This is a genomic window from Micromonospora sp. GCM10011541, from assembly GCF_042650725.1.
Classification (GTDB): Bacteria; Actinomycetota; Actinomycetes; order Mycobacteriales; family Micromonosporaceae; genus Micromonospora; species Micromonospora sicca.
In genome coordinates this window covers 194,689-213,293 of the sequence record NZ_JBHSBP010000026.1, presented here as the reverse complement: position 1 = coordinate 213,293, position 18,605 = coordinate 194,689, and the positions used below count along the sequence as shown (strand labels likewise).

General features: G+C 72.3%; 16 protein-coding genes. 12 read left to right on the top strand and 4 right to left on the bottom strand.

The genetic code is table 11. The annotated features are described in order from the left end of the window. The first annotated feature begins 76 nt into the window (after nucleotides 1-76). Together cysD and cysN are read left to right on the top strand one after the other, a co-directional pair. Entirely contained in the window at nucleotides 77-988 is a 912-nt protein-coding gene (gene cysD / locus ACFOYX_RS11740; protein WP_322439680.1) for a sulfate adenylyltransferase subunit CysD, read from the top strand. Beyond that, a complete protein-coding gene (gene cysN / locus ACFOYX_RS11735) occupies nucleotides 988-2,298 on the top strand; it encodes a sulfate adenylyltransferase subunit CysN (protein ID WP_109799925.1) in 1,311 nt (436 codons plus the stop codon). The genes cysD and cysN overlap by 1 nt, the downstream gene beginning before the upstream one ends. An 87-nt stretch (nucleotides 2,299-2,385) precedes the next feature. On the opposite strand, the gene galK is transcribed toward cysN, so the two are convergent. Both galK and galE read right to left on the bottom strand, forming a co-directional pair. Next, a complete protein-coding gene (galK, locus tag ACFOYX_RS11730; RefSeq protein ID WP_322439679.1) occupies nucleotides 2,386-3,564 on the bottom strand; it encodes a galactokinase in 1,179 nt (392 codons plus the stop codon). Continuing rightward, nucleotides 3,561-4,544, bottom strand: a complete 984-nt coding sequence (gene galE, locus ACFOYX_RS11725) for a UDP-glucose 4-epimerase GalE (protein WP_322439678.1) — start codon at nucleotides 4,542-4,544, stop codon at nucleotides 3,561-3,563. Before galE ends, galK begins: the two co-directional genes overlap by 4 nt. Before the next feature lie 265 nt (nucleotides 4,545-4,809). Here galE and ACFOYX_RS11720 point away from each other — a divergent pair, with 265 nt between their 5' ends. The 6 genes from ACFOYX_RS11720 to ACFOYX_RS11695 all read left to right on the top strand — a co-directional run bounded on the left by ACFOYX_RS11720 (nucleotide 4,810) and on the right by ACFOYX_RS11695 (nucleotide 9,439). Beyond that, nucleotides 4,810-5,835, top strand: a complete 1,026-nt coding sequence (locus ACFOYX_RS11720; protein WP_322439677.1) for a hemolysin family protein — start codon at nucleotides 4,810-4,812, stop codon at nucleotides 5,833-5,835. Nucleotides 5,836-5,868: 33 nt separating this feature from the next. Then, entirely contained in the window at nucleotides 5,869-6,894 is a 1,026-nt protein-coding gene (gene trpS, locus ACFOYX_RS11715) for a tryptophan--tRNA ligase (protein ID WP_109802499.1), read from the top strand. A 60-nt stretch (nucleotides 6,895-6,954) separates the two neighbouring features. After that, on the top strand, nucleotides 6,955-7,500 hold the full coding sequence (locus ACFOYX_RS11710) for a 2'-5' RNA ligase family protein (RefSeq protein WP_322439676.1): 546 nt from the start codon (nucleotides 6,955-6,957) through the stop codon (nucleotides 7,498-7,500). A 57-nt stretch (nucleotides 7,501-7,557) separates the two neighbouring features. Further along, nucleotides 7,558-8,493 (top strand): YihY/virulence factor BrkB family protein, encoded by a 936-nt coding sequence (locus tag ACFOYX_RS11705; RefSeq protein WP_109802502.1) that lies wholly within the window; start codon nucleotides 7,558-7,560, stop codon nucleotides 8,491-8,493. Between the two features lies 1 nt (nucleotide 8,494). Continuing rightward, nucleotides 8,495-8,863: a GntR family transcriptional regulator gene (locus tag ACFOYX_RS11700; RefSeq protein ID WP_322439675.1), complete on the top strand. Its 369-nt coding sequence runs from the start codon at nucleotides 8,495-8,497 to the stop codon at nucleotides 8,861-8,863. Between the two features lie 132 nt (nucleotides 8,864-8,995). After that, nucleotides 8,996-9,439 (top strand): hypothetical protein, encoded by a 444-nt coding sequence (locus ACFOYX_RS11695; protein ID WP_322439674.1) that lies wholly within the window; start codon nucleotides 8,996-8,998, stop codon nucleotides 9,437-9,439. A gap of 148 nt (nucleotides 9,440-9,587) precedes the next feature. Here ACFOYX_RS11695 and ACFOYX_RS11690 read toward each other — a convergent pair whose 3' ends face one another. Together ACFOYX_RS11690 and ACFOYX_RS11685 are read right to left on the bottom strand one after the other, a co-directional pair. Then, nucleotides 9,588-11,225: a glycoside hydrolase family 13 protein gene (locus ACFOYX_RS11690; RefSeq protein ID WP_322439673.1), complete on the bottom strand. Its 1,638-nt coding sequence runs from the start codon at nucleotides 11,223-11,225 to the stop codon at nucleotides 9,588-9,590. A gap of 222 nt (nucleotides 11,226-11,447) precedes the next feature. Further along, nucleotides 11,448-12,527 (bottom strand): LacI family DNA-binding transcriptional regulator, encoded by a 1,080-nt coding sequence (locus ACFOYX_RS11685; protein ID WP_322439672.1) that lies wholly within the window; start codon nucleotides 12,525-12,527, stop codon nucleotides 11,448-11,450. Between the two features lie 198 nt (nucleotides 12,528-12,725). On the opposite strand from ACFOYX_RS11685, the gene ACFOYX_RS11680 reads away from it, so the two are divergent. From ACFOYX_RS11680 to ACFOYX_RS11665, 4 genes are all read left to right on the top strand, one after another. Continuing rightward, on the top strand, nucleotides 12,726-13,976 hold the full coding sequence (locus ACFOYX_RS11680) for a maltose ABC transporter substrate-binding protein (RefSeq protein ID WP_322439671.1): 1,251 nt from the start codon (nucleotides 12,726-12,728) through the stop codon (nucleotides 13,974-13,976). Then, nucleotides 13,976-15,616 carry an ABC transporter permease subunit gene (locus ACFOYX_RS11675; RefSeq protein WP_322439670.1) on the top strand — a complete coding sequence of 547 codons (1,641 nt, stop codon included), beginning with the start codon at nucleotides 13,976-13,978 and terminating at the stop codon, nucleotides 15,614-15,616. Before ACFOYX_RS11680 ends, ACFOYX_RS11675 begins: the two co-directional genes overlap by 1 nt. Then, nucleotides 15,613-16,536, top strand: coding sequence for a sugar ABC transporter permease (locus tag ACFOYX_RS11670; protein WP_377533981.1), 924 nt, complete (start codon nucleotides 15,613-15,615; stop codon nucleotides 16,534-16,536). Before ACFOYX_RS11675 ends, ACFOYX_RS11670 begins: the two co-directional genes overlap by 4 nt. 218 nt (nucleotides 16,537-16,754) lie before the next feature. Then, a complete protein-coding gene (locus ACFOYX_RS11665; protein WP_322439669.1) occupies nucleotides 16,755-18,566 on the top strand; it encodes a glycoside hydrolase family 13 protein in 1,812 nt (603 codons plus the stop codon). Nucleotides 18,567-18,605: the final 39 nt, after the last annotated feature.

The following is an 18,605-nucleotide window of genomic DNA, read 5'->3' as shown; positions in this document are numbered from 1 at the left end:
GTCGTTCTTCCTCACGTGTCCGACCGGAAAGGTCTGGAATCCCCATGAGCGGATCCGAGCGAATCGAGGCCGTGTCATGACCGCCCCCGCCGCGTACCAGGTCTCGCACCTGGACGCGCTCGAGGCCGAGAGCATCTTCGTGATGCGCGAGGTGGTCGCGGAGATGGAGCGCCCGGTGCTGCTCTTCTCCGGTGGCAAGGACTCGATCGTGATGCTCCGGTTGGCCCAGAAGGCCTTCGCCCCGGCCAACATTCCCTTCCCGGTGATGCATGTCGACACCGGGCACAACTTCCCCGAGGTCCTGGAGTACCGCGACCAGCGGGTCGCCGAGCTGGGCCTGCAACTGATCGTGGCCAGCGTGCCCGAGGCCCTGGCCAAGGGGATGGTCCGCGAGGCGGCGGACGGCACCCGCAACCGCATCCAGACCCCGGTGCTGCTGGAGGCGGTGGAGAAGCACCGCTTCGACGCGCTCTTCGGCGGCGCCCGCCGGGACGAGGAGAAGGCCCGGGCGAAGGAGCGGGTGTTCAGCTTCCGCGACGAGTTCGGCCAGTGGGACCCGAAGAACCAGCGGCCCGAGCTGTGGTCGCTCTACAACGGCCGGCACCACCCGGGCGAGTCGATCCGGGTCTTCCCGCTCTCCAACTGGACCGAGCTGGACGTCTGGCACTACATCGCCCGGGAGCGGATCCCGCTGCCGTCGATCTACTACGCGCACGAGCGCGAGGTGATCGACCGGGACGGCATGCTGTACGCGGTCAACGAGTTCTTCCGCCCCCGGGCGGGCGAGGAGCGGTTCAAGGCGCAGGTGCGCTACCGCACGGTGGGTGACGCCTCCTGCACCGCGGCCGTCCGCTCGGACGCCGACACGGTGGAGCGGGTCATCGAGGAGGTGGCCGCCACCCGGATCACCGAGCGCGGCGCGACCCGCGGCGACGACCGGGTCAGCGAGGCCGCCATGGAGGACCGCAAGCGGGAGGGCTACTTCTGATGAGCGTCGACACCGCGGCTCCGGCCGCCGACACCGGGCTGCCCGAGGGGCGGCCGATGGACCTGTTGCGGTTCGCCACCGCGGGCAGCGTCGACGACGGCAAGTCGACCCTGATCGGGCGGCTGCTGTACGACACCAAGTCGCTCTTCACCGACCAGCTCGCCGCGGTGGAGGCGGTCAGCGCGGCCCGGGGCGACGAGTACACCAACCTGGCGCTGCTCACCGACGGCCTGCGGGCCGAGCGGGAGCAGGGCATCACCATCGACGTGGCGTACCGCTACTTCGCCACCCCGCGGCGGAAGTTCATCATCGCCGACACCCCGGGCCACATCCAGTACACCCGGAACATGGTCACCGGCGCCTCGACCGCCGACCTGGCGCTGATCCTGGTGGACGCCCGCAAGGGCCTGGTGGAGCAGTCCCGTCGGCACGCGTTCCTCTGCTCGCTGCTGCGGGTGCCGCACCTGGTCCTCTGCGTCAACAAGATGGACCTGGTCGACTGGTCGCAGGAGGTGTTCGAGCGGATCGCCGACGAGTTCACCGCGTTCGCCGCGAAGCTCGACGCGCCGGACCTGACCGTGGTGCCGATCTCCGCGTTGCGCGGCGACAACATCGTCAGCCGCTCGGAGAACATGCCCTGGTACGACGGGCCGTCGCTGCTGCACCACCTGGAGCGGGTGCACATCGCCAGCGACCGCAACCTGGTCGACGTGCGGTTCCCGGTGCAGTACGTGATCCGGCCGCAGTCCACCACCGTCACCGACTACCGGGGTTACGCCGGTCAGGTGGCCTCCGGCGTGCTGAAGCCGGGTGACGAGGTGATGGTGCTGCCGTCCGGCTTCACCAGCCGGATCGCCTCGGTGGAGACGGCCGACGGCCCGGTGGACGAGGCGTTCCCGCCGATGTCGGTGACCGTCCGGCTGACCGACGAGATCGACATCTCCCGTGGCGACATGATCTGCCGGCCGCACAACGCCCCGACGGTCGCGCAGGACATCGAGGCGATGATCTGCTGGATGGACGAGAGCCGCCCGCTCCAGGTCGGCGGCAGGTACGCGATCAAGCACACCACCCGTTCGGCGCGGGCGATCGTGCGGGGGCTGCACTACCGGCTGGACATCAACTCGCTGCACCGGGACGAGTCGGCGGCGGAGCTGAAGCTGAACGAGATCGGCCGGGTCCGGCTGCGGACGACGGTGCCGCTGCTGGCGGACGAGTACCGCCGCAACCGCACGACGGGCGGCTTCGTCATCATCGACGAGTCCACCAACCGTACGGTCGGCGCCGGCATGATCGTCGAGGCCGGCTGAGGCCCCACCCAGCCCTGTCGATCAAGAGGTTTGCGTCGGATCCCGCGGGATTCCCGACGCAAACCTCTTGATCGTTTACCGGGCTGGTCAGTCGAGGCGGGCGGCGCCCGCGGTGGGGACGACGGTCACCGTGCCGGGGGCGGCGAAGCCCCGCTCGGCGTACGCCTCGACGACGGCCCGCGCCACGGCGTCGGCGGAGGACGCCTCGACCAGGGCGAGGACGCAGCCGCCGAAGCCGCCGCCGGTCATCCGCGCCCCGTACGCCCCGGCGGCCAGGGCCGCCTCGACGGCGGTGTCGATCTCCGGCACGGTGATCTCGAAATCGTCCCGCATCGAGGCGTGCGAGGCGGTCAGCAGCGGTCCGATGTCGCGGATCCGGCCGGCGCGCAGCAGCGCCACGGTGTCGAGCACCCGCTGGTCCTCGGTCACCACATGGCGCACCCGGCGGCGCATCTCCGCGTCGTCGAGCCGGGTCAGCGCGGCGTCCAGGTCGGCGGGGGAGACGTCCCGCAGCGCGCGCACCCCGAGCAGTTCGGCGGCCCGCTCGCAGGACTTCCGGCGGGCGGCGTACTCGCCGTCGGCGTGCCGGTGCGGGGCGCGGCTGTCGATCACCAGCACGGCCAGCCCGGCGGCGTCCAGGTCGAACGGGATGTGTTCGACGGACTCGGTGCGGCAGTCCAGGAAGAGCGCGTGCCCCGCCCGGCAGCGGATCACCGCGGACTGGTCCATGATCCCGGTGGGCGCGCCGACGTAGTCGTTCTCGGCGCGCTGGGCGAGCCGGGGCCGCCGGTCGGCGGCCAGGTCCAGCCCGCCCAGGTCGACCAGGGCGGCGAGCGTCGCCGCCTCGACCGCCGCCGAGGAGGAGAGCCCGGAGCCGACCGGCACGTCGGAGGCGATGGCCAGCCGGGCGCCGGGCACCCGGTGGCCGGCGGCCCGCAGCGCCCAGACCACCCCGGCGACGTACGCGGCCCAGCCGCTGACCCGGCCGGCCTGGTCGGCCTCGGCGGCGCCGAACTCGACCGGGGAGTCGGCGAGCTCCGACCAGACGGTCCAGCGCTCGCCGTCCTGCGCTGCGGCGGCGACCACGGTACGCAGCGGTAGCGCGAACGGCAGCACGTAACCGTCGTTGTAGTCGGTGTGCTCGCCGATCAGGTTCGCCCGGCCGGGAGCCGCCCAGCGGCCCGCCGGCTCGGCGCCGTACCACTGACGGAAGCCGGCGGTGGCGCGCTCCGCGACGGCGCCGACCGCCGTGCCCGGCTCGGTCACCGCTGCTCCAGGACGTGGGTGCGGTAGAAGGCCCAGGCGTCGCCGACCATGTCGTGCAGGGTGGGCTTCGCCGGCACCCAGCCGAGTTCCGTGCGGGCCAGCGCGGACGAGGCGACCAGCTCGGCGGGGTCGCCCTCGCGGCGCGGCGCCACCTCGACCGGCAGCGGGTGCCCGGTCACCTCGCGGACCACCTCCACCACCTGCCGGTTGGTGAAGCCGTTGCCGTTGCCCAGGTTGTAGATCCGGTGCCGGCCGGGCGTCGCGGCGGTCAGCGCCAGCAGGTGGGCGCGGGCCAGGTCCTCGACGTGGATGTAGTCGCGCACGCAGGTGCCGTCGACGGTGGGGTAGTCGTCGCCGAAGAGCTGGAGCTTCTCCCGCCGGCCGGCGGCGACGTCCAGCGCGATCGGGATCAGGTGGGTCTCCGGGTCGTGCCGCTCGCCGATCGCCCGGCCGTCGTGCAGGTACGCCCCGGCGACGTTGAAGTAGCGCAGCGAGACGGCGGCCAGGTCGTGGGCGATCGCCTCGGAGGTGAGCGCCATGTCGACGGCCAGCTTGGTCGCCCCGTACGTGTTGGTGGGGGCCTTGACGGCGGTCTCCGGGATGGGCAGCTCGGTGGGGTTGCCGTAGACGGCGGCGGTGGAGGAGAAGACCAGGCGGGGCACCCGGGCGGCGCGGACCGCGTCGATCAGGGCGAGCGAGCCGACCGTGTTGTTGTGCCAGTACAGCTCGGGCTTGACCATCGACTCGCCGGCGGCGATCAGCGCGGCGAAGTGCAGCACCGCGTCGAAGCCGGCGTCCGGGGTGAGCACCCGGGCGGCCTCGTGGATCGGCAGGTCGACGTGGGTCGCGTCGGGGGCGAGCGCCTCCCGGTGGCCGGTCCGCAGGTCGTCCAGGACCGTCACGTCGTGACCGTCGTCGAGCAGCATCCGGGTCACCACGCTGCCGATGTAGCCGGCGCCGCCGGTGACGAGCAGTTTCACGTCGGGTTCCTCCTGCCTGGCCGCTCCCGCCGCGGCCGTTCGTGATCACCTTACGGCCGGGGGCTGTGCCGCGGCTGCGCGTGACCGTCCCCATTTCACCATGATCCGCCATGATTGAACAGATCCGAACACTGGCGCGAGCCGGTCGGCGCCCGCCGTCTGCCGAAAGGCGTCCTGTCGACCACCCACCCAGCGTCGGCGACGTACGACGCTGGAAGCGGGAATCTCCCACCTTTAGGCGGGAGAGGATGTCAACATCCTTGTCATGCGGGAAGCAGGCGGTCCCGGACTCCGGCGACGACCGCCGGGGCGGCCCCGGCGCGAACCGGGGCCGATCGCCCGGACCGTCGCCCGGCTGGTGGTCCGCGCCGCCGACGGCGTCACCCGGCTGGTCACCGACCTGCTCGGCGCCAGCCCCACCGCCGGCCGGGAGCGGATCAGCGAGGCGGAGCTGCGCGACCTGGTCGCCGCCAACACGCTGCTCGACCCCGACGAACGCCGGATCATCGACGAGGTGCTGGTGGCCGGGGCGAGCCTGGTCCGCGAAGTGATGATGCCCCGCACCGAGGTCGTGTTCCTCTCCGCCCGGCTCACCATCGCCGAGGCGGAGCGGCTGGTCCGGGCCGAGACGCACACCCGGTACCCGGTGGTCGACGGCACCCACGACGACGTGGTCGGCTTCGTCCACCTGCGGGACGTGCTGCTCCGCCCGGACCGGGACCCGTGCACCACCGTCGGCGAGCTGACCCGCGAGGTGAAGCAGCTGCCCGGCAGCAAGCGGGTGCTCGCCGCGCTCACCGAGATGCGCCGCGAGGGCCACCATCTCGCCGTCGTCGTCGACGAGTACGGCGGCACCGCCGGCATCGTCACCTGCGAGGACCTGATCGAGGAGCTGGTCGGGGAGATCCACGACGAGTACGACAACCGGTCCGACCCGGCCCACGCCGGCCTGCCCGCCGTCGTCGACGGGCGGCTCAACCTCGCCGACTTCGCCGAGCGCACCGGCGTCCCGCTGCCCGCCGGGCCGTACGAGACCGTCGGCGGCTTCGTGATGGCCGCCCTGGGCCGGCTCCCGGTCGCCGGGGACGAGGTGCCGGTGACCCCCGGGCCGGACGAGCCGGCCGCACCCGACCCGGACGGCCCGCCCGGCGGCTGGCTGCTGCGGGTGCTCGCCCTCGACGGGCGGCGGGTGTCCCGGCTCGCCGTCTCCGCGGCGCGGCTGCCCGAGCAACGGCGCGAGGTCACCGCCCCCGCGGTGCCGGCGGAGAGCCGACCCGCCGGCCCGTCATGACGTACGCCGGGCGTTGCTGACAGAATTGCCGGCATGTCCGACGTACCCGCCCGCCCGCGCGTCTTCTCCGGCATCCAGCCGACGGCCGACTCGTTCCACCTCGGCAACTACCTGGGCGCGGTACGGCACTGGGTGGCGCTGCAGGAGACGCACGACGCGTTCTACTGCGTGGTGGACCTGCACGCGATCACCGCGGGGCACGACCCGAAGGTGCTCAAGCAGCGGTCCCGGGTCGCGGCGGCCCAGCTCTTCGCGGTCGGGCTCGACCCGGACCGCAGCACCCTGTTCGTCCAGTCGCAGGTGCCCGAGCACCCGCAGCTGGCCTGGGTGCTCGGCTGCATCACCGGCTTCGGCGAGGCCGGCCGGATGACCCAGTTCAAGGACAAGTCGCAGAAGCAGGGCAGCGAGCGGGCCAGCGTGGGCCTGTTCACGTACCCGATCCTGCAGGCCGCGGACATCCTGCTCTACCAGGCCAACGCCGTCCCGGTCGGCGAGGACCAGCGCCAGCACCTGGAGCTGTCCCGGGACCTGGCCCAGCGGTTCAACTCGCTGTTCGGGCCCACCTTCACGGTGCCCGCGCCGCACATCGTCAAGGACACCGCGAAGATCACCGATCTGCAGGACCCGACGGCCAAGATGTCGAAGTCGTCCTCCTCGCCGGCCGGCATCATCGACCTGCTCGAGGACCCGGCCCGCTCGGCCAAGAAGATCCGCTCGGCGGTCACCGACACCGGCCGCGAGATCGTCTTCGACGCCGAGACCAAGCCGGGCATCTCCAACCTGCTCACCATCTACTCCGCGCTCTCCGGCCGGACCATCGACGAGCTGGTGGCCGCGTACGCGGGCAAGGGGTACGGCGACCTCAAGAAGGATCTCGCCGAGGTGGTGCGGGAGTTCGTCACCCCGATCCAGGAGCGCACCCGCGCCTACCTGGACGACCCGGCCCAGCTGGACAAGCTGCTCGCCCACGGCGCCGAAAAGGCCCGCGCGGTCGCCGCGGCGACGCTGCGGACGGCGTACGAGCGGGTCGGGTTCTTCCCGCCGGTCCGCTTCGAGTAGCGGTCCGGGCGCGACGGAACGGGTGGGGAGCAGTCGGTGGCCGGAGGGGTGGCGCGGAGCGTGGATCGTAGGGACGGGGCGCCGGACGCCGGCGACACCATCCAGATCGGGATCGCGGTGGACATCCCCGAGCCGTGGGGCGGGAGGCTGACCCGCCGCCGGGTCGAGGCCGGCGACCCCCAGGCCGTCCCGGCCCACGTGACGCTGCTCGGGCCGACCGAGATCCCGGTGGCGGCGCTGCCGGCGGTCGAGAAGCACCTCGCCGAGGTGGCCACCGCCCACCTGCCGTTCACCCTGCACCTGCGGGGCACCGGCACGTTCCGGCCGGTGACCCAGGTGGTCTTCGTGGCGGTGGCGGCCGGGATCAGCGAGTGCGAGCTGCTCGCCGCGGCGATCCGCGCGGCGCCCGAGCTGCACCGCGAGGCCCGCTTCCCGTACCACCCGCACGTCACGGTGGCGCAGGACGTCGCCCCGGAGGCGCTGGACCGGGCGTACGAGGACCTGGCCGACTTCTCCGCGCTGTTCGAGGTGGAGGCGTTCACCCTCTTCTCGCACAGCGGGCAGACCCGGTGGCAGCCCCGCCGGGACTTCCGGCTCGGCGGCTGAGCTGAACGCGCGGCCCGGCTGCCCGCGTGCCGCCTCCGGATCGGCGAGGATGACGTGGTGAACGTGATCGGCCGGATCGAGGCCAGCCTCGGCCGCCGGGTGGACGCGGTCCGGCGGCGCTCGGCGGCCTTCGACCACCTCTGGCGGGCCGGGACGCTCTACGGCGAGGTGCTGGGCGGCCGGCTCGCGGCGGCGATCGCCTACTACGGCTTCTTCGCGGTCTTCGCGCTGGCGCTGGTCGGGTACTGGATCTTCGGCGCGATCCTGCAGGACAACGACGAGGTCAGCAAGGCGGTGGCGGACTTCCTCGACGAGAACCTGCCCTTCCTGGACCCGCAGCAGATCGCGCAGAGCAGCAACACCGTCGGGGTGATCGGCCTGATCATCCTGGTCATCACCGGAATCGGGTGGGTGGAGGCGATCCGCTCCTCACAGCGGCTGATGTACGGCTTCAACCAGCAGCCCGGCAACCTGGTGGTCCGCCGCGTGGTCGACCTGGGCGTGATGGTGGCGGTCTTCGTGCTGCTCGGCGTCTCGGTGGCCGCCGTCGACGCGCTGGAGTCGCTGCTGCGCTTCCTGCTGCGCAGCACCGGGTCGCTCGGGCTGACCACGGTCAGCGCGGTGCTCAGCGTCCTGATCAACGCGGTGCTGGCCACCGCGCTGCTGGTGGCGGTGCCCCGGCTGCGGATGAGCCGCCGCCGGCTCCGGCCGGTCGTCCTGGCGGTCGCCGTCGGCATCACCCTGCTGAACACCGTGGGGCGCTACTACGTGGTGCGGACCGAGCGGAACCCGGCGTACACCGTGGTGGCGACCGCGGTCGGGCTGCTGCTCTACCTCTACCTGCTCAACCAGTTGGTGCTGTTCGGCGCGGCCCTGGCCGCCACCAGCCGGTACGGCCGGGTGGTGGATCTGGCGGAGGGCGGCTCGGCCGCGGAGGTGGACGTGGAAGTCGACGAGGAGACCGAACCGGGTACGCCGGGCGGGGCGGGCTGACATGCGGATCCGGATCGACCCAACCTCGGCCGTGCCGCCGTACGAGCAGGTGCGCGGGCAGCTCGCCCGGATGATCGGGGACGGCCGGCTGCCGGTCGGCACCCGGCTGCCCGCCGTCCGGCAGCTCGCCACCGACCTCGGCCTGGCGGTGAACACGGCGGCCCGGGCGTACCGGGAGCTGGAGGCCGCCGGGCTGGTGGAGACCCGGGGCCGGCACGGCACCGTGGTGGCGCCGGGACGCGACGACGCGACCGACCGGTTGCACCATGCCGCCGCCGGGTACGCCGCCGAGGCACTGCGACTCGGCGTCCCGCCGGACCGGGCGCTGGCCCTGGTCCGCGCCGCCCTGGAGGCCACCCATCCCGGCTGACCCGCCCCGGCCCCCGCGGGCGTGACGCGGCGCGGCGCATCGTGCGGGGATGTCATGCGGGCGACAGGGGGAGAAGCGGCATTTGGGGTGAATGTGGCCCACGTCCGCGCCGCGAACGACCATGATGAGCCCGTGGGCGCTCTCGTGACACTGGACCTGCCGGACGACTCGCCGATGCTCGGCCTGCCGTGGATCATCACCTTCGGCCCGCTCGGCGAAGCCGACGAGTGGGAGCCGGTGGTCTGCGGCCCGTACGAGCGGCCGCACGCGCTCGCCCTGGCCGAGGCGGTGGTCGCCGAGGAGCAGCTGATGGCGGTGGTCGAGCCGCTGCTGCCGGCGCTGTCGGCGGACGAGATCCGGGGCGAGATCGCCGCCGCGCAGATCGCCGCCGAGGACGAGGCCGCCCAGATCGACCAGGCCGACCTCTACGGCGACTTCGAGGACGTCATCGACGAGGAACTGGAGCTGGCCGCCGAGCAGGAACCGGTGGCGGAGCCGCTCACCGCGCCGAGCGAGGCCGAGCTGCGGGCCGGGTTCGCCCGGATCGCGAAGCTGCTCACCAGCAAGGGCGCCTGAGCCGTCCCAGATGGACACCGGCGCCTCGGGGAGCGGACTCCCCGAGGCGCCGGTGCCACCTCACCCCCCACCACAAGGGGTCGGTAGGCCCAGCCGCCCGTCGGCGCGGGGCACAACAGACGACCAGGTCAATGGCGGGTTACCCGGCTCAGCGCCGTTCGAACCACGCAGCTGCGTCAACCGGCAGGACGTGTCCGTCGCCCCGCTCGGTGAGGTCGGCGCTGGCGACGACCGGCCGGCCGTACCCGGCGATCGTGACCTCGGCGCCGCTGATGTTGACCACGCAGGTCAGCACGGTGTCCCCGGCGGCCCGGTGGAACGCCAGCACGCCGGGCTCGGTCTCCAGCCAGGTGACGCCGCCGGTGGTGCCGGCCAGCGCCGGGTGTTCGTGCCGGATCCGCAGCGCCGCGCGGTAGAGCTCCAGCGTGGAGCCGGGTACGCCGGCCTGGGCGGCCACCGAGAGGGCACGCCAGGTCGCCGGGGCCGGCAGCCAGCTCAGCTCGCTGCCCTCCGGGCCGAAGCCGTACGGGGCCAGCTCGCCGGTCCACGGGATCGGCACCCGGCAGCCGTCCCGGCTCTCCCCGGTCCGCAGGAACGCCGGGTCCTGGCGCAGCTCGTCGGGGAGGTCCAGCACCTCCGGCAGGCCCAGCTCCTCGCCCTGGTAGACGTACGCGCAGCCGGGCAGGGCCAGCATCAGCAGGGCGGCCGCCCGGGCGCGGCGCAGCCCGACCTCGCCGTCGCCGTACCGGGTGACGTGCCGCTGCCGGTCGTGGTTGGAGAGGACCCAGGTGGTCGGGGCGCCGACGATGGTCGACTCGGCCAGTGCGGTGTCGATCACCTTGCGGAACGAGTCGGCCGACCAGGTGGCGTCGAGGAAGTCGAAGCTGAACGCCTGGTGCAGCTCGTCCGGGCCGATGTAGCGGGCCAGCCGCTGCGGGGTCTCCGCCCAGGCCTCGGCCACCGCCATCCGGCCGCCTGGGTAGCTGTCCAGGATCGGCCGCCAGGCCCGGTAGATGTCGTGCACCTCGTCCTGGTCGAAGTAGGGCAGCCGGCCCTTGCCGAGCAGCTCGGACTGGCGCTGGCCGGTGGTCATCGAGTTGAAGCCGACGTCCGGCAGGCCCTCGGCCTTGATCATGCCGTGGGCGACGTCGATCCGGAACCCGTCCACGCCCCGGTCGAGCCAGAAGCGGAGCACGTCCTCGAACTCGGCGCGCACCTCGGGGTGGCGCCAGTTCAGGTCCGGCTGGGTCGGGTCGAACAGGTGCAGGTACCACTGGCCGTCCGCCACCCGGGTCCAGGCCGGGCCGCCGAAGATGCTCTCCCAGTCGTTCGGAGGCAGCTCGCCGGACTCGCCCTTGCCGTCGGCGAAGAGGTAGCGCGCGCGCTCGGCCGAGCCGGGGCCGGCGGCCAGGGCCGCGGCGAACCACGGGTGCGCGCTGGACGTGTGGTTGGGGACCAGGTCCACGATGATCCGCAGGCCCAGGGCGTGCGCGTCGGTGATCATCGCGTCGAAGTCGGTGAGCGAGCCGAAGAGCGGGTCGACGTCGCGGTAGTCGGCGACGTCGTAGCCGGCGTCGATCTGCGGCGAGGTGTAGAAGGGGGTCAGCCAGAGCGCGTCCACCCCGAGGTCGCGCAGGTACGGCAGGCGCTCCCGGATGCCCTGGAGGTCACCGACGCCGTCACCGTTGGCGTCGGCGAAGCTGCGGACGTAGACCTGGTAGACGACCGCGGATCGCCACCAGTCGTCGTCGGAGGTCAGCGGCGTGGGGTTGGTGGCGGCGGTCATCGGTGACGATCCCCGTTCTCTGGCGCGGGACGGCGGCACGCCGCGCGGGCGTGGATGGTGGGCGCGTGTGCCTGAGCAGAATGCCGCGCCGACGTTGCAAGAGTCAAGCATTTCTTGCGCAAGGAATGACGCCCGGTGGGCGAGTTGCGGCACATCTCGGCGTCCCGGCGGCCGGGCGGGCCGACCCGCCGCGCATTGCGGAAGGGCGACGGGCCGGGTCGGTCAGGCCGGGACGGCCAGGGCGGGGGGCGTCGGGCGCTGCGGCGTCGGCGCGGGCGTGGCCCCGGGCTGGCGGACCACCGCGGTGGAGCCGCGGACCACCAGTTCCGGACGGAACAGGTACTCCGAGTGCGGCGCACCGTGCCCGTTGATCTCGTCGACCAGGGCCCGGACCGCGGCCACCGCCATGGCCGCGACCGGCTGGCGCATGGTGGTCAGCGGCGGGTCGGTGAAGGCCATCAGCGGGGAGTCGTCGTAGCCGACCACCGAGACGTCGCCGGGGACGGTCAGCCCGCGCTGCCGGGCGGCCCGGATCGCGCCGAGCGCCATCAGGTCGGAGCCGCACACGATGCCGGTGACGCCGCGCTCGATCAGCCGGCCGGCGGCCGCCTCGCCGCCCTCGACGCCGAAGAGGGAGAGCTCGGCCAGCTCGTCCAGCCCGCCCTCGGGCACGCCGGCCAGCCGGGGCATCGCCGCCCGGAAGCCGGCCACCCGGCGCCGCACCGGCACGAACCGGTCCGGGCCGGTGATCAGGCCGATCCGCCGGTGGCCGAGCGCGACCAGGTGGGCCACCGCCAGCTCGGTGGCCTCCCGGTCGTCACAGGAGACGAAGGGGGCGGCGATCCCGGGCGCGTACCCGTTGATCATGACCACGGGGAGCGGCCGGGCGATCAGCGCGCGGTACCGGTCGTGGTTGGCGGCGGTGTCGGCGTGCAGGCCGGAGACGAAGACGATCCCGGAGACCTGCCGGTCCAGCAGCATCTCCACGTACTCGTCCTCGGTGACCCCGCCGGGCGTCTGGGTGCAGAGCACCGGAGTGAAGCCGCTCTGGGCCAGCGTCGACTCGATGACCTGGGCGAACGCCGGGAAGATCGGGTTCTCCAGCTCGGGCACGACGAGGCCCACCAGCCCGGCGCTGCGCTTGCGCAGCCGGGCGGGGCGCTCGTAGCCGAGCACATCGAGGGCGGTCAGGACGGCCTGCCGGGTCTCGGGGGCCACGCCGGGGCGGTCGTTGAGCACCCGCGACACCGTGGCCTCGCTGACTTCGGCCTGTTGGGCGATGTCGGACAGTCGAGCGCGCATGGCGGCACTTTAGCTCAAGGGCAAGTTCTTGCGTACTCTCCTGCAATCCCTTCCATTCCCTGCAACCTCTTGCTAACGTCCCCGCAACACGGGACAGCAGCGGCGCGGCAGCCTCGCGCCGGTTGGCAAGAACTTTCCGACGTTTCCACTGGCGGGTCGCCCCTCCCCCGGCGGGCCGCCACAACGACAGGAGTACCGATGCGCATCCGTACCGCGGGTGTGGTCGCCGTTCTCGGTCTGGCGCTCGCCGCGTCCGGCTGCGGCGACAACAGCAAGGACGAGCCGGCCGCCAAGGAATCCCCCAAGGCCGCCAGCGGCAAGCTCGTCATCTGGGCCGACGACAAGCGGACCGCCGCCCTCAAGCCGTTCGCCGAGGAGTTCGGCAAGGAGAACGGCGTGACCGTCGAGGTGCAGGCCGTCTCCAAGGACCTGCAGACCAACTTCGTCACCGCCTCGCAGCAGGGCAGCGGCCCGGACGTCGTGGTGGGCGCGCACGACTGGATCGGCAACCTGGTGCAGAACGGCGCCATCGACCCGGTGCAGCTCGCCGCCGAGCAGAAGAGCGGCTTCAACGAGACCGCGATCAAGGCCGTCACCTTCAACGGCCAGCTCTACGGCGTCCCCTACGCCACCGAGAACGTCGCCCTCATCCGCAACACGGAGCTCGCCCCCGAGGCCCCGAAGACGATCGAGGACCTGGTCGCCGCCGGCAAGAAGCTGAAGGCGGAGAAGAAGGCCAGCGAGATCCTCTGCCTCCAGTCCGGCCAGAACGGCGACGCGTACCACGTCTACCCGCTGTACACCTCGGGCGGTGGCTACCTCTTCGGCACCACGGCCAACGGCGACTACGACCCCAAGGACCTGGGCGTGGGCAAGCCGGAGTCGATCGCGGCCTTCCAGAAGATCGCGAAGCTGGGTGAGAAGGGCGAGGGTGCGCTGAAGCGCTCCATCACCGGCGAGAACTCCATCGCCACCTTCACCGGCAAGAAGTGCGCCTTCCTGGTCTCCGGCCCGTGGGCCATCGCCGACGCCAAGAAGGCCGGCATCAAGTACGACATCTCCCCGGTCCCCGGCTTCGCCGGTGGCAAGGAGGCCCAGCCGTTCGTGGGCGTCCAGGCGTTCTACGTCGCCGCCAAGGGCAAGAACAAGGCCCTGGCCCAGGAGTTCGTCACCAACTACGTGACCAAGCCCGAGCTGGCCGTCGCCCTGTACCAGGCCGAGCCGCGTCCGCCGGCGCTGACCGCCGCCTTCGACCAGGTCAAGGGCACCGACCCGGACCTGGCCAAGTTCTCCGAGGCCGGCAGGAACGGCCAGGTGCTCCCGGCGATCCCGGCCATGGCCGCGATCTGGGACCCGTTCGGCAAGGCGGAGGCCGCCGTCATCGGTGGCGCCGACCCGGCCAAGACGATCACCGCCGCCGGCAAGACCATCGCGGGTCAGATCAAGTAATGAGCACGTCGCTGTCCGGCCCGGAACCTGCCACGCAGGCTCCGGGCCGGGAGCCCGTTCGCTCCGGGCTCCCGCGCAAGTCCCGTACCGCGCGGAACCACGCGCCGATCACCGCGACCGGCCTCGTCGTCAAGGTGGTCCTGCTCGGCCTGGTGGCCGGGATCGCGATCTGGGCGGCCTTCCCGCTCATCGAGGCCGAGCTGTGGGTCGGGCTGGCCATCCTGGCGGTCACCACCGCCGGTCTGTGCTACCTCTACCTGACCCGCCGGCACATCCCGGCGAAGTACCTGGTCCCCGGCACGCTCTTCCTGATCGCCTTCCAGGTCTTCCCGGTGCTCTACACCGCGAGCACCGCCTTCACCAACTTCGGCGACGGCCACCGGGGCAGCAAGGACGACGCGATCGTCGCGATCCAGAGCTCCTCGGTGAAGCAGGTCCCCGGCTCCACCGAGTACTCCCTCTCCATCGCCACCAAGGGCGACCCGACCGCCGGCCCGCTGGTCTTCCTGCTCACCGACCCGAGGACCAGGGAGGTCTCCGCCGGTGACGCGGCCGGGGTGCGCAGGCTCGACGCCGGCCAGGTCACCGTCAGCCCGACCGGCAAGGTCACCGCCGCCGACGGCTACACCATCCTCAACTTCGGCCAGGCGAGCGCCCGCAGCCCCGAGATCACCGACCTGGTGGTGCCGACCTCCGGCGGCGCGATCCGGTCCAACGGCCTGTCCCGCGCCTACGAGGGCAAGGCCATCCGGGCGTACGACGCGGGCTGCGACTGCGTCAAGGACAGCGAGACCGGCAAGACCTGGACCGCCGACGAGGCGACCGGCTCCTTCGTCGCCGCCGGCGGCGAGCGGCTGGCCCAGGGCTGGCAGGTCAACGTCGGGCTGCGGAACTTCAACCGGGTGCTGACCGACCCGAACATCTCCGGGCCGTTCTTCGGGACGCTGGTGTGGAACTTCGCCTTCGCGATCGGCTCCACCGGCCTCACCTTCCTCCTCGGCATGGCCATCGCGCTCGCCCTGCACTCGCCCCGGATGAAGGGCACCAACCTCTACCGGGTGCTGCTGATCCTCCCGTACGCCATGCCGTCGTTCGCGATGCTGCTGGTCTGGCGGGACATGTTCAACACCGACTTCGGCCTGGTCAACAACCTGTTCGGGCTCGGGGTCGACTGGTTCGGCGAGACCTGGTCCGCCCGCGCCGCGGTGCTGCTGGTGCAGCTCTGGCTGGGTTACCCGTACATGTTCCTGGTGGCCACCGGCGCGTTGCAGGCGATCCCGCGCGAGCTGACCGAGGCCACCTCGGTCGACGGGGCCTCACCCTGGCAGACGTTCCGGGCGGTCACCCTGCCGCTGCTGCTGGTCGCGCTCTCCCCGCTGCTGATCGCGTCGTTCGCGTACAACTTCAACAACTTCAACGCGATCTACCTGACCACGGAGGGTGGCCCGTTCCCGGCCGACAATCCGACCGTCGGCGCGACGGACCTGTTGATCACGTACACGTACCGCCTGGCCTTCGGCGCCCAGGGCGCCCAGTTCGGCTTCGCGGCGGCGATCTCGATCTTCATCTTCGCGATCGTGGCGACCGTGTCGGCCATCAGCTTCCGGCGTACGCGCAAGCAGGAGGAGGTGTACTCGTGACCTCACTCACCGGTACCCCGGTCGCGACCGGCGGCGCTCCGGCCGGGAACCGGAACGCCAAGGGCAGGCGGAAGAGCCGCTGGTTCCGCCAGGTCGGCTGGCGGCATCTGGTCGCCGTGCTGGCGGTGGCGTTCAGCCTCTTCCCGATCCTGTTCGTGCTCTCCGCGGCGCTCAACCCGCGCGGCACCCTCTCCTCCACCGACCTGGTGCCGACCGGTGGGGTGTCGCTCGAGAACTTCGCCAACCTGTTCGACCGGACCGCGTTCGCCCACTGGTTCGTCAACTCGCTGCTCATCGCCGGGCTGGCCGCGTTCCTGTCGATCTTCCTCTCGGCGATGGCGGCGTACGCCTTCTCTCGGATGCGCTTCTCCGGCCGCCGGGTCGGGCTGCTGTCGCTGCTGCTGATCCAGATGTTCCCGCAGTTCCTGGCGATCGTGGCGATCTTCCTGATCTTCACCACGATGACCGATCTGTGGCCGACGATCGGCTTCAACACTCCCTGGGGGCTGATGCTGCTCTACCTCGGTGGAGCGCTCGGCGTGAACACCTGGCTGATGAAGGGCTTCTACGACACGCTGCCCCGGGAGCTGGACGAGTCGGCCACGATGGACGGCGCCACGCACGCCCAGGTCTTCTTCCGGATCATGCTGCCGTTGGTGGCGCCGATCCTGGCGGTGACCGCGCTGCTGTCGTTCATCGGCACCATCAACGAGTTCCTGATCGCCAACGTGTTCCTCACCAACACCGAGTCGAAGACCCTCGCGGTCGGCATGTTCGGCCTGGTGGCCGGTGAGCGCAACAACAACTTCGGGATGTTCGCGGCGGGCACCCTGCTCACCGCCGTCCCCACGGTGCTGGTGTTCCAGCTTCTCCAGCGCTACATCGTCTCCGGCCTCACGGCGGGAGCAGTCAAGGGATAAATCGGATAGGTGGCCGCTCGCCGTCGTGCGTGAGGAGAGTGGCGCCACTCCGCACGCGTGCCGCCGGGTTACCGGCGGGCGCCCCACGCGAGCTGCGCGGCAAGGGCGTCGGCGTCCGACGTACACCGGAGCAGTCACGGGCTGGCCGCCGCGGCCGGGAGACCGGCCGCGGCGGGCGGCCCCTCTCTCCCCGTCCGACCGACGCGAAAGGTCCCGCCATGTCCCTGCAGCCGCACCACGACGGATCCGCCCGGTACGTCCCGGAGCAGGAGCCCACGCTCGGGCAGACCGTGCCGGTCTTCGTCCGGGTCCCCGAGGGCGCCGACGTACGCCAGGTGCACGTCCGGACCACCGGCGACGGTGAGCCGCGCTTCGCCGAGGCCACCGTGGACCGCACCGCGGGCGGCGACGTGTGGTGGCGGGCCGACGTCGAGGTCCGCAACCCGGTCAGCAACTACCGGTTCATGCTCTCCGGCCGGACGGGCTACCGCTGGCTGAACGCCGCCGGCCTGGTCGACCACGACGTGCCGGACAACGGCGACTTCAAGCTGGTCAGCTACGCCCCGCCGCCGGCCTGGGCCCGGGACGCGGTGATCTACCAGATCTTCCCGGACCGGTTCGCCCGCTCCGGCGCCGCCGACGGCCGGACCGCGCCGGACTGGGCCATCCCCTGCGACTGGGACACGCCCGTCATCGGGCGCGGGCCGGAGACGCCGTACCAGTTCTACGGCGGCGACCTGGACGGCATCACCGAGCGGCTGGACCACCTGGACCGGCTCGGCGTGAACACCGTCTACCTCACCCCGATCTTCCCGGCCCGCTCCAACCACCGGTACGACGCGGCGAGCTTCGACACCGTCGACCCGCTGCTCGGCGGCGACGCCGCGCTGGCCCGGCTCGCCGACGCGGTCCACGTCCGGGGCTGGCGGCTGCTCGGTGACATCACCAGCAACCACACCGGTGAGGCGCACGAGTGGTTCACCCGGGCCGCCTCCGACGTGCACGCACCTGAGCGGGAGCTGTACTACTTCGACGAGGCCACCGGCGACTACGAGTCGTGGAACGGGGTCAAGTCGCTGCCCAAGCTGAACTGGGGCAGCGCCGAGCTGCGTCGCCGCTTCGCCACCGACCCGGATTCGCTGCTGCGTCGCTGGCTGCGCCCGCCGTACGCCCTCGACGGCTGGCGGGTGGACGTGGCCAACATGACCGGCCGCCGGGGCGCGGACGCGTACACCCACGAGGTGGCGCGGCTGATGCGCGAGGTGGTCGCCGGCACCCGGCCCGACGGGCTGCTGCTCGCCGAGCACGGCCACGACCACACCGGTGACCTGGACCGGGACGGCTGGCACGGAACGATGAACTACGTCGGGTTCACCGACCCGGTCTGGTCCTGGTTGCGGCACGGTGACGCCCCGGTGCCGAACTTCCTCGGCACTCCCGGCGGGGTGGCCCGGCGGGACGCGGGTGCGGTGCTGGCCACCATGAACACCTACCGGTCGCTGATCTCCTGGCGGGCGTACGTGCACTCGTGGCAGCTGCTCGGCTCGCACGACTCGGCCCGGATCCGGACCGTGGTCGGCGACGCCGCCCGGCAGGAGGTCGCGGCCGGCCTGCTCGCCGCGATGCCGGGCACCCCGGTGATCTTCGCGGGGGACGAGCTGGGGCTGACCGGCACCAACGGGGAGGGGTCGCGTACCCCGATGCCGTGGCGCCGGCCGGAGAGCTGGGACCAGCGGACCTTCGCCGCGTACCGGTCGCTGCTGGCGCTGCGGCGCGCCGAGCCGGCGCTGCGCCACGGCGGCCTGCGCTGGGTGCACGCGGACGCGGACACCCTGGTCTTCCTGCGGGAGGCGCCCACCGGCTCGGTGCTGGTGCTGGCCCGCCGCGCGCCCGGCGCCCCGGTCCGCCTGACCGGCCTGCCCGCCGGCGAGAACGTCCACGGCAACGCCCCCGCCCTGCGCCCCGACCCCGACGGCGCGATCACCCTCCCCGCCGAGGGCCCCACCTTCCAGGTCTGGCGCCTCACCTGACCGGTCGTTCCGGCGATCTTGCGCTTTGGGCCCACGTTC

What these genes read in the sequence shown, in the direction of transcription:
- cysD (WP_322439680.1), top strand. Translation starts at nt 77, where the DNA reads ATGACCGCCCCCGCCGCGTACCAGGTCTCGCACCTGGACGCGCTCGAG.
- cysN (WP_109799925.1), top strand. Translation starts at nt 988, where the DNA reads ATGAGCGTCGACACCGCGGCTCCGGCCGCCGACACCGGGCTGCCCGAG.
- ACFOYX_RS11720 (WP_322439677.1), top strand. Translation starts at nt 4,810, where the DNA reads ATGCGGGAAGCAGGCGGTCCCGGACTCCGGCGACGACCGCCGGGGCGG.
- trpS (WP_109802499.1), top strand. Translation starts at nt 5,869, where the DNA reads ATGTCCGACGTACCCGCCCGCCCGCGCGTCTTCTCCGGCATCCAGCCG.
- ACFOYX_RS11700 (WP_322439675.1), top strand. Translation starts at nt 8,495, where the DNA reads ATGCGGATCCGGATCGACCCAACCTCGGCCGTGCCGCCGTACGAGCAG.
- ACFOYX_RS11690 (WP_322439673.1), bottom strand. Translation starts at nt 11,225, where the DNA reads ATGACCGCCGCCACCAACCCCACGCCGCTGACCTCCGACGACGACTGG.
- ACFOYX_RS11685 (WP_322439672.1), bottom strand. Translation starts at nt 12,527, where the DNA reads ATGCGCGCTCGACTGTCCGACATCGCCCAACAGGCCGAAGTCAGCGAG.
- ACFOYX_RS11680 (WP_322439671.1), top strand. Translation starts at nt 12,726, where the DNA reads ATGCGCATCCGTACCGCGGGTGTGGTCGCCGTTCTCGGTCTGGCGCTC.
- ACFOYX_RS11675 (WP_322439670.1), top strand. Translation starts at nt 13,976, where the DNA reads ATGAGCACGTCGCTGTCCGGCCCGGAACCTGCCACGCAGGCTCCGGGC.
- ACFOYX_RS11665 (WP_322439669.1), top strand. Translation starts at nt 16,755, where the DNA reads ATGTCCCTGCAGCCGCACCACGACGGATCCGCCCGGTACGTCCCGGAG.